Origin of the sequence: Actinomadura sp. 6K520 (assembly GCF_004349245.1) — a bacterium.
Taxonomy (GTDB): domain Bacteria; phylum Actinomycetota; class Actinomycetes; order Streptosporangiales; family Streptosporangiaceae; genus Spirillospora.
The window spans coordinates 1-13,277 of the sequence record NZ_SMLC01000184.1; the positions used below are offsets into that span (position 1 = coordinate 1).

The window sequence follows — 13,277 nt, forward strand, 5'->3', positions numbered from 1 at the left end:
ACGCCGCTCCCCGCGCTCCCGCTCCCCCGGCTCCAGCTGCTCGTCGGGTGCCGCGGGCCGCCCTGTCTGCGACTCGGTCATGACCCAAGCTTTGCACCGTTCGCCCGACCAAGTCCGACCACACCCGTAGGCGGCGTGTCATAGAACATGTCTCGGAAGTGACCCGGCCACGCACGCGAGCGCGTTACCTGACCGGGGAGGCGAAGCCGAAGGCGAGCCTCCCCGGGAAGATCGCGAAGCGATTCGTGCTCGCACAGGCCAGGTCATGTAGCGAGCGCCAGCGAGTGGAGTGGGCCTGGACTTCTACAAACACGTCACGTAGCGAGCGCCAGCGAGCGCAGTGGGCCTGGACTGCAGAAAACTCACTCGGCGAGACGTTCGAGGATGAGGGGGCCGAGCGCGGTCACGTCGCCGGCGCCCAGGGTGATGACGACGTCGCCGGGCCGGGCCAGCGAGGCCGCGAGGCCGGGCACCTCCTCGCGGACGGGCGCGTAGACGGTCTCGGTGCCCGCCGGGACCGCGTCGGCGACCAGCGCGCCCGTCACGCCGGGCTCCGGGTCCTCGCGGGCGCCGTAGACGTCCATGACGACGGCGACGTCGGCGAGGCCGAGCGCCGCGCCGAACTCGGCGGCGAAGAACCGGGTGCGGCTGTACAGGTGCGGCTGGAAGACCGCGACGATCCGGCCGCCGCCCTCCTTCTCGCCCAGGTAGTCGCGGGTGGCGTCCAGGTCGGCGGTCAGCTCGGTGGGGTGGTGGGCGTAGCTGTCGAACACCTCGACACCGCCCGACTCGCCCTTGCGCTCCAGCCGCCGCATCGCGCCGCCGAACGCGGCGAGGCCAGCGCGGACGGGCGCGTCGTCGTGGCCGAGGGACTGCGCGACCGCGACCACGGCGGCGGCGTTCAGCGCGTTGTGCCGGCCGGGGACGCCCAGCTCGACCTCGCCGAAACCGTCGAGGTGGAAGCGGGAACCGAGACCGCGCGGGGTGAATCCGGTCACCCGCAGGTCGGCGCCCTCGGCCTCCCCGTACGTCCGGACGGTCAGCCCCCGCACCCGCGCCCGTTCCGCCAGCTCCATCGCGACCGGGTCGTCGGCACCGGCGATGAGCGTCCCGCCGGGCTCGACGCGGTCGACGAAGCGGGCGAAGTTCTCCTTCACCATCTCGAAGCCGCCGTAGTTGTCGAGGTGGTCGGCCTCGACGTTGGTGACGACCGCGATGTGCGGGGTGTACATGAGGAACGAGCCGTCGCTCTCGTCGGCCTCGGCGACGAACACGTCGCCGGTGCCCTCGTCGGCGCCGAGCCCGGTGGTGACCAGCTGCCCGCCGATGCAGTAGGACGGGTCGGCGCCCGCGTGCTGGAGCGCGACCGTGAGCATCGACGTCGTCGTGGTCTTGCCGTGCGTGCCCGCGACCGCGACCGCCCGGCGGCCCGCCATCAGCGAGGCGAGCGCGGCCGAGCGGTGCAGGATCCGCAGGCCGCGCTCGCGGGCGGCGACCAGCTCGGGGTTGCCGTCCCGGATCGCGGTGGAGACGACCACGGTCTCGGCGTCGCCCAGGTACGCGGCGTCGTGCCCGACGAAGACCTTCGCCCCGAGGTCGCCCAGCTGGGTGAGCAGCTCGGAGTCGCGGGCGTCGCTGCCGGACACGGCGAGGCCGCGCCGCAGCATGATGCGGGCGATGCCGGACATCCCCGCGCCCCCGATCGCGATGAAGTGGACCCGGCCGAGCTCGCCGGCGGGCACGACGTCGCCGGGGTCGATCATGCTCATCGGGCGGTGCCCGCCGAGCGGACCACGTCGTACACCATCTGGGCGAGCGCGACGTCGGCGTCCCGGCGGCCCATCCGCCCGGCGGCCTCCGACATGGCCGCGACCCGGCCGGGGTCGCCCAGCACCGGCAGCACGTTCTGCACGATCCACTCGGGCGTGAGGTCGGCGTTGTCGACGAGCAGGCCGCCGCCGGCCGCGACGATCGGCTCCGCGTTCAGCCGCTGCTCGCCGTTGCCGATCGGCAGCGGCACGTACGCCGCGGGCAGCGCCACCGCGGCCAGTTCGGCGCAGGTCATCGCGCCGGCGCGGCACATGGCCATGTCGGCGGCGGCGTAGGCGAGGTCCATCCGGTCGCAGTACGGGATCGTGACGTACTGGGGGCCGCCGGACACCGGCTCGGGCTGCTCGTTGTTCTTCGGCCCGACGATGTGCAGGACCTGGATGCCCGCCTGCCGGAAGTACGGCGCCGCGGCCACCGCGGCCTGGTTGAGCGAGCGGGCGCCCTGCGAGCCGCCGAAGATCAGCAGGGTGGGCAGGTCGGGCAGGAGCCCGAAGTAGGAGCGGGCCTTGTCGCCCATCGCGAGCCGGTCGAGGGTGGAGATCTCGCGGCGCAGCGGAATGCCGATGAAGGTGGGGTTGGCCAGCGGCGAGTCGGCGTGCGAGACCGCGACGTGGTCGGTGAAGCGGGCGCCGAGTTTGTTGGCGAGGCCGGGCTTGGGGTTGGCCTCGTGGACGATGATCGGCACCTTGCGCTTGCGCGCGGCCAGGTATCCGGGGGTGGCGACGTAGCCGCCGAACCCGACGAGGATGTCGGCCCGGGCCTGGTCGAGGACGGCCGCCGCCGCGTTGATCGCGCCGCGCAGCCGGCCGGGAACCGACAGCAGCTGCGGCGTCAGGGTGCGGGGCAGCGGCACCGGGGGGATCAGGGCGAGCTCGTAGCCGCGCTGCGGGACGAGGCGGGTCTCCAGGCCCCGCTCGGTGCCGAGGCAGACGATCCCGACGTTGGGGTCGTTGCGGCGCAGCGCGTCCGCGAGAGCCAGTGCGGGCTCGATGTGTCCGGCGGTGCCGCCGCCGGCCAGGACAACCCTCATGCTGGTTGACAACTCCTCAGCGTGTTCGACTTGTCGGGTGCCGTACGTCCGGCGTGCGGGCGCGCACACGGACGCGGCGACGGCACCCCGGAGGGGGCGAGTCGGTCCGGGGGGGACGACCCCCCGGCCCCCCGGAGGGGGTTCAGCGCCGTGCCAGACCCAGCCAGCTTAGAGCCCTCACGACCGGTCCGGGGCCCCGTGCGGAGAGTGCCTGCCTCGCGCCCGGCTCGCGTTTGGCGAACGCGAGCAGCATCCCGAGCGCGAACAGGCTCGGGATGAGGGCCGAACCGCCGTAGGACACCAGCGGGAGCGGGATCCCGGTGATGGGTAGGACGCCGATGACGGCGCCGATGTTCACGATGGCCTGGACGACCAGCCACGCCGTCACGCCCGCGGCGGCGAGCCGGGTGAACGGGTCCTTCACCCGCCGCGCGATCCGCAGCCCCGCGTAGGCGAGCAGCCCGAACAGCGACAGGACGACCAGGGTCCCGACGAGGCCGAACTCCTCCCCCACGATCGCGAAGATGAAGTCGGTCTCGGCTTCGGGCAGGTAGTCCCATTTGGCGCGGCCCTCCCCGAGGCCGGTCCCGAACAGGCCGCCGGAGGCCACCGCGTACAGGCCCTGGGTGCCCTGCCAGTTGGTGGTGAGCCGGTTGCCGGACGGGTCGAGGAACCCGGTGAGCCGCTGCATCCGGTACGGCTCCACGACGATGAGGATCGAGACCAGCAGGCCCACCAGGCCGGCGATGCCGACGAACAGCCGGCCGGGCGCGCCGACGACCCACAGCAGCCCGAGGAAGATGGTGAGGAGCACCAGTGTCGTGCCGAGGTCGCTGCCCATCATCACCATCAGGACCAGCACCCCCGCCCCGGGCATCAGCGGGACCAGCAGCGGCCGCCACTCGGTGAGCTGGCCGAGGCGCTCCTTGCGGGCCAGCAGGTCGGCGCCCCACAGCACCAGGGCGAGCTTGCCGAGCTCGGACGGCTGGATCTGCACCGGCCCGAGGTCGACCCAGCGGGTGGCGCCGCCCGCGCTGCGGCCGAGCCCGGGGACCAGCACCAGCGCCAGGAAGACGATCGAGAGCAGCAGCAGCGGGTAGGCCAGCGCGCGGAACGTCCGCACGGGCAGCCGGGACGCCAGCCACATGCCGGGCAGCCCGATCGCCATCCACAGCGCCTGCTTCTGGAACAGCGTGAACGCCGAGCCCGTCGCCTGGATCTGGCTGACGCTGGACGCCGACAGCACCATCGTCAGGCCGAGCGCGAGCAGCATGACCGTGCAGCCCAGCACCAGGTAGTAGGACGTCAGGGGACGGTCGAGCAGCCCGATGGCGGCGACGACCTGCTCGCGCGGCCCCGGGCGCCCGCCGTCGTCCTCGTCGGCCGGTACGGCGGACATGTCTACCGGACGGTTCCGGCGCGGCACCCGGCGGCGGGGCGGGCGCGCCCGGGGGCCTCGGCAACGGCGCGGTTCATGGCCCCAGTCTCGGGGCCGGGGGCGCCCGCGGCGGGGACATCCGGCGCGTGTCGCGCGAGTGTCCCGGCGCCGCCGGCGCGGCCCGGCCCGTCCGGGCGGCGGCGGCCGGTCAACTCTTCGGCATCCATTCCAGGTAGAACAGGCCGATGCCGATCGCGACGAACAGCGCGGAGGTCAGCCAGAACCGCACGACGATCGTGGTCTCGGCCCATCCGGACAGCTCGAAGTGGTGCTGCAGCGGGGCCATCTTGAACACGCGCTTGCCGGTCATCTTGAACCCGCCGACCTGGATCATCACCGACAGGGTGATCATCACGATCAGCCCGCACAGGATGGCGAGGAGGAACTGGGTGCGGGTGAGGATCGCCAGCCCGACCAGCACGCCGCCGAGGGCCAGCGAGCCGGTGTCGCCCATGAAGATCTTCGCGGGCGGCGCGTTCCACCACAGGAAGCTGAACACGCCGCCGAGCACGGCCGCGGCGACGACCGCGAGGTCGAGGGGGTCGCGGACGGTGTAGCACTTCGGGTCGAGCGCGAACTCGCAGCTGTTGCGCAGCTGCCAGTTGCCGATGATGACGTAGGCGGCCAGCACCATGCCGGCGGGGCCGGCCGCGAGGCCGTCCAGCCCGTCGGTGAGGTTGACGCCGTTGGACATCGCCGCGATCAGCAGCAGCGCCCAGATCACGAACAGGTACGGGCCGATCGGGGGGCCGAAGTCGCGCAGGAAGGAGAGGCTGGGGTCGGCGGGGGTGACCTGGTAGCCGTTGGGGAAGTTGAGGGAGGCGACGGCGAACACGACGCCGACGAGGATGATGCCGATCATCTTGGCGCCGCTGCGCAGCCCGAGGCTGCGCTGCTTGAACACCTTGATGTAGTCGTCCACGAACCCGACGAGGCCGAGCCCGGTCATCAGGAACAGCACGAGCAGGCCCGAGATGGTCGGGGGGGTGCCGGTGACCAGGTGCGCCACCGCGTAGCCGACGAGCGACCCGACGATGAAGACCGTCCCGCCCATCGTGGGGGTGCCGCGCTTGTTGAGGTGGGCCTCCGGGCCCTCGTCGCGGATCATCTGCCCGTAGCCGAGGCGGTTGACGATCCGGATCCACACCGGGGTGCCGAGCATGACGAAGATCAGCGCGGCTCCGCCGGCGATGATGATGTTGGTCATCGGCCGTCCTCCGCGAGGATCGCCTCGGCCACCCGCTCCAGTCCCGCCACGCGGGAGCCCTTCACCAGCACGACGTCCTGCGGCGCCAGCCGCTCGTTCAGCGCGGTCACCGCCGCGCCGACGTCATCCACCTGCACGCACTCTCCCGTCCATGACCCCACCTGCCCTGCCCCGCCGGCCATCGCCGCCGCGTTCGCGCCGACGACCACGAGGCCGGAGACCCCGCTGCGCGCCGCGTGCTCCCCGATCTTGGCATGTTCCGCCGCGGTGGAGGCGCCGAGTTCGGCCATCTCCCCCAGCACCGCGTAGGCGCGGCGGCCCCGCGCCATGTGGACGAGCACGTCGATCGCGGCGCGCATCGAGTCGGGGTTGGCGTTGTAGGCGTCGTTCACCACGGTCACGCCGTCCGCCCGCTCGGTGACCTCCATCCGCCACCGGCTGGCCGGCGCGGCCTGCGAGAGACCTTCGGCGATCTCGGCGGTCCCGAGCCCGGCCGCCCGTGCCGCCGCGGCCGCGGCGAGCGCGTTCAGGACGGCGTGCGAGCCGTGCAGCAGCAGCGCGACCGGCGCCGAGCCCTCGGGCGTGACGAGGGTGAACCGTGCCCGGCCCCGCTCGTCGAGCGTCTCGTCGGCGGCGCGGACGTCCGCGCCGGGCGACCGGCCGAAGGTGACGACCTGCCCGGCCGTGCGCGGCGCCATCGCGGCGACCAGGGGGTCGTCGGCGTTCAGGACGGCGGTGCCGCCCGGCCGCACGGCCTCCACGATCTCGCCCTTGGCCCGCGCGATGTTCTCGCGGCTCCCGAACTCCCCGACGTGCGCGGTGCCGACGTTCAGCACGACGCCGACGTCGGGCGGCGCGATCCCGGTGAGGTAGGCGATGTGGCCGATGCCGCGGGCGCCCATCTCCACCACGAGGTGGCGGGTCGCAATGTCGGCGCGCAGGACGGTGAGCGGCAGCCCGATCTCGTTGTTGAACGAGCCGGGCGGGAACACGGTGGGCCCGGCGCGGCCGGCGAGCTGCCCGATGAGGTCCTTGGTGGACGTCTTGCCCGCCGAGCCGGTGACCGCGGTGACGGTCACGTCCGGCAGCCGGTCCAGCACGCCCCTCGCCAGCCGTCCCAGCGCCTCCTGGACGTCGGCGACGACCACGCACGGCCCCGCCACGGGACGCTGCGCGAGCACCGCGGCGGCGCCGGCGGCGAGGGCCGCGGACGCGAAGTCGTGCCCGTCGGCGCGCTCGCCCTTGAGGGCGGCGAACAGCGTCCCGGGCCCCGCCGCGCGGGAGTCGATGACCACGGGACCGCCGACCACGACGTCCGGGGACCCGTGAACGGTGCCCCCCGTGATCTCCGCGATCGCCGACAGCGGAAGTGGGATCACGCCTGCGTCCCGTCCCCTCTTGTCCCTTTCACCCGGTGCCGGAGCGCCTCCCGGGCGACCTCGCGGTCGTCGAACGGCTGCACCTCGCCCGCCACGTTCTGGCCCTGCTCGTGGCCCTTGCCCGCGATGACGAGGACGTCGCCGCGGCGGGCCCGGCCGACGGCCAGCGCGATCGCGGCGGCCCGGTCGGGTTCCATCACGATGCGCGCCCGCTCGGGCTGCGGCACCTTCAGTCCGCCCTCGACCATAGCGGCGAGGATGGCGAGTGGATCTTCCGACCTCGGGTTGTCGCTGGTGAAGTACGCCGAGTCGGCCAGCCGGGCGGCCGCCTCGCCCATCAGCGGGCGCTTGCCGCGGTCGCGGTCGCCGCCGCAGCCGAGGACGATGGCGAGCTCGCCCTCGGTGACGGGCCGCAGGGCGTTCAGCACGGCCTCGACGGCGCCGGGCTTGTGGGAGTAGTCGACGAGCGTGACGAAGTCCTGGCCCTCGTCGACCCGCTCCAGCCGGCCGGGCACGCCGGGCAGCGACGCCACCCCGTGCACGGCGGCCTGCAGCGGGATGCCGGCCTCGACCAGCGCGACGATCGCGGCGAGTGCGTTGGCGACGTTGAACGGCCCCGCGAGCCCGACCTCGCCGTCGGCCTCGATGCCGCCGGGCCCGACGATGCGGAACACGCTGCCGTCGGCGCCGGTGCGCACGTCCTCCGCGCGCCAGTCGGCCGCCGGGTCGCCGGACGCGGAGAACGTCGTCACCGGCACCGTGGCGATCTCCAGCAGCTCGCGGCCGTGGTGGTCGTCGAGGTTGACGACGCCGACGCGGGAGTACTCGGGCGTGAACAGCCGGGCCTTCGCGAGGAAGTAGTCGTGCATGGTCGGGTGGTAGTCCAGGTGGTCCTGGGACAGGTTCGTGAACACCGCGACCTCGAACACCGCCCCGCCGACCCGGCCCTGGACGAGGGCGTGGCTGGAGACCTCCATCGAGGCGGCGCCGACGTCCCGCTCCCGCATCATCGCCAGCAGCGCGTGCAGGTCGGTGGACTCCGGGGTGGTCAGCGCGCTCGGCACCCGCCGGCCCGCCACCCGGATCTCGACGCCGCCGACGAGGCCGGTCTCGATGCCGGCGGCGCGCAGCCCCGCGTCGAGCAGGAAGACGGTGGTGGTCTTGCCGCTGGTCCCGGTGACGCCGATGAGGGTGATGTCGCGTCCCGGCTCGCCGTACACCCAGGACGCGGCCTCGCCGAGCCGGGCGCGGACGTCGGGGACGACCATGACCGGCAGCCCCGTCGCCGCAGCGCGGTCGTACCCGTCGTGGTCGGTGAGGATCGCCGCGGCGCCGGCCTCGGCCGCCTGGGCGGCGAACCGGGCGCCGTGCGCGCGTGCGCCGGGCAGCGCCGCGTAGATGTCGCCGCGCCGCACCGCCCGCGAGTCATGCGTGATGCCCGTCGCCGACACCGCGTCCCAGCCGGTCTGCTCGATTCCGAAGAGCACCGCGAGTCCGTTCAGCGGACGGGCCGGATTGGTGGTGGGGCGCATGGCGTTTCTTTCGGTACGAGCGGATCGGGGCTGCTGGGACACGGGTGGTGGACTCACAGGCGAGGAGGGTACTCGCTGCCGTCAGTCCCGGGCGTGGATCTGGACGATCGGCGGTCGGCTCCCCGTCGGCGGGATCTTCTCGGACTTCAGGGCGAAGCTCATCACGTCCTTGAAGACCGGTGCGGCCGCATCGCCACCATAGTGGCTGCCCCGCTTCGGGTTCTGCAGGACGACCTGCACGACGAGCTGAGGGTCGTCGGCGGGGGCGAACCCCGCGAACGAGGCGGTGTACCCGCCGCCCCTGTAGCAGCCGCAGCGCGGGTTGACGACCTCGGCGGTGCCCGTCTTGCCCGCGACGCGGTAGCCCTTGATCTGCGCCTTGGGCGCGGTGCCCTCGTCGGTCGTCACGCCCTCCAGCATGTCGCTGATCTGCCGGGCGGTCCGCTCGCTGATGACCCGCCGGCGGTCCGGCGCGGGCGACGGGGTGAACGCCTCGTCCTCGCCGACGGTGCCGGCGACGAGGGTCGGCGCGACGCGCACGCCGCCGTTCGCGATCGTCGCGTAGACGCTGGCCATCTGCACCGCGTTCACCGAGACCGTCTGCCCGAACGCGATCGGGTACCGGTCGGTGCCCGACCACTGGGCGGGCGGCTTCAGCAGGCCGGGCGTCTCGCCGGGCAGCGGCAGGCCGGTCTTCTCGCCGAACCCGAAGTCGCGCAGCGTCTGGTGGAGCTGCTGCTGGTCGATGCTCTCGCTGGCCATGATGGTGCCGACGTTGCTGGACGTGGCGAGCACGCCGGCGAACGTGAGCCGCTCGGTCGGGTGCGAATGCGAGTCGCGGAACACGACGTCGTACTTCTTGATCTTGTCGGGGACGGTGAAGGGCGTCTGCGGGGTGACCCCGCCCTTCTCCATGACCGCCGCGGCGGTGACGACCTTGCCGGTGCTGCCCGGCTCGAACGCCTCCTGCACCAGCGGGCTGCCCCACAGGTCCTTGTCGGACTTGGTGTACTCGTTCGGGTCGAAACCGGGAGCCGAGGCCATCGCGAGCAGCTCGCCGGTGCGCGGGTCCATGACGATCACGCTGCCGCTCTTGGCGCCGCTGGCCCGGACCTGCTTCTCGATCGCCTCCTGCGCCTTGAACTGCAGGTCGCGCTCCAGCGTGAGGCGCACGCCGCGGCCCGGTGCGGAGGGACGCTTCTGGTCCTCGCCCATGGGGATGTGCTGGCCCTCCGGGCTGATCTCCACCCGCTGCCAGCCCTCGCGGCCCGCGAGCACGCCGTCCATCGAGCTCTCCAGCCCGGCGGCGCCCTTCCCCGTGTCGTTCACGAAACCTATGACGCTCGCGGCCAGCGAATCGTTGGGGTATTCGCGGCGGAACTCCAGCCGTGTCCCGATTCCGGGGAAGTTCCACGAGGTGATCAGCCGGGCCTGGTCCGGCGGGACGCCGTGCGCGAGGTACACGAACCGCGTGTCCGGCTTGCTGATCTTCTGCATCAGCGCCGCCGGGTCCAGGCCGAGCGTCGGGGCCAGCGCGTTGACGATCGGCTGCCGTTGGTCCGCCTTGATCAGCGACGGATCGGCGTAGATCGCCCGCGCCTCCACCGTCATGGCGAGCGCGTTGCCCTGCGCGTCGGTGATGTCGCCGCGGATCGCGGGCAGCTTGAGCTTCTGCAGCCGCTGCCGCATCGCCTGCTCGGTGTACTCCCCGGACTCGATCGTCTGGAGCTGGACGAGCCGGCCCGCGAACAGCGACAGCACGAAGGCGACGACCAGCAGCGCGACGTTCAGCCGCTTGAGCGGGTCGCGCCGGTGGAACGGGACCCGGTTCCCCCCGCCCGGGGGCCGCCGTCCCGAGCCGCCGCCGGGCCGGGGCCCGCGCGGGCCCCCGCCGCCCGCGGGACGGGTGCCCTTCGCGGTCCGCGCGGCCCGGCTCGCGGCGCTCCTGGCGGGCGAGCTCTTCGCGGGCGAGCTCTTGGCGGGCGAGCTCTTGGCGGGCGAGCTCTTGGCGGGCGCCTTTTTCGGCGCGGAACCGCCCCGTGCCTTCTTCTGGGCGGACTTCTTCGCGGAGGATCCGCCGGTCCCCGCTTCCTTGCCGCCCGTCTCCTTACGGCCCGCATCCTTGCGAGGGGCGGGGACCGTCGTGTTGCGCGCGGGACGGCGGGCGGCGCTGCCCTTCGTGCCCGGCCGTCCCGCGCCGTCGGATCTCCCGCCCGGAGGGCGCGGAGGGTTACCGGTGTGCCGCCCGGACGCGCGTGCCGCGCCCGGGGCGTTCCCCGCGTCCCGGTCCGCCGGGCCGCGTCTGCGGCCCGGCGGAGGCCCGGCCGTCCCGCGTCCCGGCGGCTTCGTCACCGTGTCCCCCGCTCCCCGATGCCGTCGTGCCCGCTCACGGCGCCCCGGCGCCGGGGACCACGGTGCCGGGGACCCCGACCACGCCGGCCGCGCCCGACGCCGCGGCCGCGGCGCCGGGGACCGGGCGGATCCCGCCGTCGCTGGCCCGGCCGGAGCCGCTGTGGAAGAACGCCGGGTCCTCGGCCTCCTTCATGCCGAGGGCCTTGGCCTTGTTCGACAGCTCCTCCGGGGAGCCTTCGCGGGCGATCTCCGCCTCGTACGCCTGGCGCTGCTGTTCGAGCTGCTTGGTGCTCTGCTGGAGCCGCGTCAGCGTGAACGCGTCCTTCGCGAGGACGGTGTTGAGCAGCAGGAGGCTCACCAGCGCGCCGCCGAGCAGCCCGACGATGAGCAGGACGAACGGGGCGCGCGGCGGCGCCTGCGTCCGCCGCGACGCGCCCCGGCGGGCTCCGGCCGCCGGGGTGCTCTTGGCGGGCACGGCCTTGGCAGGCACGGCCTTCTTCGCCGCCGTGCTCTTGGCGGGCGCGGATTTGCGCGCGGGCGCGGTCTTGGGCGCCGCCTCGGGCGGCCTGCTCTTCGTGGCCGTGCCCTTCGCGCCCTTCGCGGACTTGGTGCCCTTCGCGGCCGGTGCGGCGTCGGCCGGGCGCTGCCGGGTCCTGTTCCCGGGCGCCTTGGGCGGCGGGCGTCTGCTCGTCGTGGTCATGTCGCCTCCCGGACCCGCTCGGCGGCGCGCAGCCGCACCGATCCGGCCCGTGGGTTGGTCGTGGTCTCCTCGCCGGACGGCAGCTCGGCCCCGCGCGTCAGGAGCCGGAAGCGCGGCTCGTGCTCGGGTAGCGGGACGGGCAGGTCCGGCGGCGTCGTGTCGGCGGCCTGGGCGGCGAGGACCTGCTTGGTGATCCGGTCCTCGAGGGAGTGGTAGGACAGGACGGCGATCCGGCCGCCGACCGGCAGCGCGTCCAGGGCGGCGGGCAGCGCCCGCCGCCAGCTGTCCAGCTCGCCGTTCACCTCGATGCGCAGCGCCTGGAAGGTGCGTTTGGCCGGGTTGCCGCCGGTGCGGCGGGTCGCGGCCGGGATGGACGTGCGGACCAGCTCGGCGAGGCGGCGGGTGGAGTCGAACGGGGCGCGCTCGCGTTCCCGGACGATCGCCGAGGCGATGCGCTGGGCGAAGCGCTCCTCGCCGTACTCGCGCAGGATCCTGGCGAGCTCGGCGGGCGGGTAGCCGTTGACGACCTCGGCCGCGGTGAGCCGCTGGGTGGTGTCCATCCGCATGTCGAGGGGTGCGTCGTGGGCGTAGGCGAACCCGCGGCCGGTCTCGTCGAGCTGCGGGGAGGAGACGCCCAGGTCGAACAGGACGGCGTCCACCGCCGGAACGGCGAGCCGGCGCAGGACCCTGGGGATCTCGTCGTAGACGGCGTGCTCGAGCGTCACCCGGTCGCCGAACGGGGCGAGCCGGCGCTCGGAGCGCTCCAGCGCGGCGGGGTCGCGGTCGAGGCCGATCAGGCGCAGGTCCGGCACGGCCCGCAGCATCGCCTCGGCGTGCCCGCCCATGCCGAGCGTGGCGTCGAGGTAGACGGGCGCACGGCCGGTGACGGCCTGCGCCGCGGGGGTGAGGAGTTCCAGGACGCGACCGAGCATGACCGGTACGTGACCGGCCCCGGCCGCGTGGTCACCCACGTCCATGCTGCACCCCCAGTACTGCCACCGCTCGCGGACTTGTGGCATCGCCGGATCGGATGACCGCTGAGCTGCGCACCCCCGGCGGCGGCCTCGCCCGGCCAGGTCCCCATCCGCTGCCCTAGAGGAAGATCACCGCGTGGTGCGCGGGGGGTCGCCGTCTGGCACCGGGGAAGCTGCGCCAGCTGGCTCGGAGAGCGGCTGGAGACCTGGCCGAACGTGGGCCATTGCCGGTCATCGGACCGACGAGTCGTTTCTCAGAGGATCCCTGGCAACACCTCCTCCGAGACGTCGGAGAACGTCTGCTCCTCCTGCTCCAGGTAGGTCTCCCATGCCTGCGCGTCCCAGATCTCCAGACGCGTGTTGGCACCGATGACCGTGCAGTCGCGGGTGAGGCCCGCGTACTTGCGCAGCGGAGGCGGGATCGTGACGCGGCCCTGCTTGTCGGGGACCTCGTCGGACGCGCTCGCGAAGAAGACCCTGCTGTAGCTCCGTACCGCCTTCTCGGTGACCGGCGCGGCACGCAGAGCCTCGGTTATCCGCTGGAACTCCGCCATGGGGAAGACGTACAGGCAGCGCTCCTGGCCCTTCGTGATCACCAATCCCCCCGACAGCTCCTCGCGGTACTTCGCCGGCAGGAACAGCCGTCCCTTGTCGTCGAGACGCGGTGAGTGGGTGCCGAGGAACACCGGCCCACCTCCCCGCGCCGCATGGGGCGCTACTGCCCCCCACGGCGCCCCACTCTACTCCACTCTTCCCCACCGTCAACAATGAAAACACGTTCCGCAAACCGAATCGTCGGGCGAATGCGCAGGTCAGAGCGGGTGGGGCCGGGTGG

Annotated in this window: 10 protein-coding genes; all 10 read right to left on the bottom strand. The window is 73.5% G+C overall.

Going from position 1 to position 13,277, the window contains the following annotated elements:
* Positions 1 to 362 precede the first annotated feature (362 nt).
* Positions 363 to 1,769, bottom strand: a complete 1,407-nt coding sequence (gene murC, locus E1289_RS31450) for a UDP-N-acetylmuramate--L-alanine ligase (protein ID WP_131986722.1) — start codon at positions 1,767 to 1,769, stop codon at positions 363 to 365.
* The gene (gene murG, locus E1289_RS31455; RefSeq protein WP_131986724.1) at positions 1,766 to 2,860 is read right to left on the bottom strand and encodes an undecaprenyldiphospho-muramoylpentapeptide beta-N-acetylglucosaminyltransferase; all 1,095 of its coding nucleotides are present in this window, start codon (positions 2,858 to 2,860) and stop codon (positions 1,766 to 1,768) included. Before murG ends, murC begins: the two co-directional genes overlap by 4 nt.
* Before the next feature lie 142 nt (positions 2,861 to 3,002).
* Positions 3,003 to 4,259 (bottom strand): putative lipid II flippase FtsW, encoded by a 1,257-nt coding sequence (gene ftsW / locus E1289_RS31460; RefSeq protein ID WP_131986726.1) that lies wholly within the window; start codon positions 4,257 to 4,259, stop codon positions 3,003 to 3,005.
* A 187-nt stretch (positions 4,260 to 4,446) separates the two neighbouring features.
* Positions 4,447 to 5,505, bottom strand: coding sequence for a phospho-N-acetylmuramoyl-pentapeptide-transferase (mraY, locus tag E1289_RS31465; protein ID WP_131986728.1), 1,059 nt, complete (start codon positions 5,503 to 5,505; stop codon positions 4,447 to 4,449).
* On the bottom strand, positions 5,502 to 6,884 hold the full coding sequence (murF, locus tag E1289_RS31470; protein WP_131986730.1) for a UDP-N-acetylmuramoyl-tripeptide--D-alanyl-D-alanine ligase: 1,383 nt from the start codon (positions 6,882 to 6,884) through the stop codon (positions 5,502 to 5,504). Before murF ends, mraY begins: the two co-directional genes overlap by 4 nt.
* Positions 6,881 to 8,416, bottom strand: coding sequence for a UDP-N-acetylmuramoyl-L-alanyl-D-glutamate--2,6-diaminopimelate ligase (locus E1289_RS31475; RefSeq protein ID WP_131986732.1), 1,536 nt, complete (start codon positions 8,414 to 8,416; stop codon positions 6,881 to 6,883). Before E1289_RS31475 ends, murF begins: the two co-directional genes overlap by 4 nt.
* 81 nt (positions 8,417 to 8,497) lie before the next feature.
* Positions 8,498 to 10,768, bottom strand: a complete 2,271-nt coding sequence (locus E1289_RS31480) for a penicillin-binding protein 2 (RefSeq protein WP_131986734.1) — start codon at positions 10,766 to 10,768, stop codon at positions 8,498 to 8,500.
* A 34-nt stretch (positions 10,769 to 10,802) separates the two neighbouring features.
* A complete protein-coding gene (locus tag E1289_RS31485) occupies positions 10,803 to 11,468 on the bottom strand; it encodes a hypothetical protein (RefSeq protein ID WP_131986736.1) in 666 nt (221 codons plus the stop codon).
* Positions 11,465 to 12,445, bottom strand: coding sequence for a 16S rRNA (cytosine(1402)-N(4))-methyltransferase RsmH (rsmH, locus tag E1289_RS31490; RefSeq protein WP_131986740.1), 981 nt, complete (start codon positions 12,443 to 12,445; stop codon positions 11,465 to 11,467). Before rsmH ends, E1289_RS31485 begins: the two co-directional genes overlap by 4 nt.
* A gap of 251 nt (positions 12,446 to 12,696) precedes the next feature.
* On the bottom strand, positions 12,697 to 13,128 hold the full coding sequence (gene mraZ, locus E1289_RS31495) for a division/cell wall cluster transcriptional repressor MraZ (protein WP_131986738.1): 432 nt from the start codon (positions 13,126 to 13,128) through the stop codon (positions 12,697 to 12,699).
* Positions 13,129 to 13,277 lie beyond the last annotated feature (149 nt).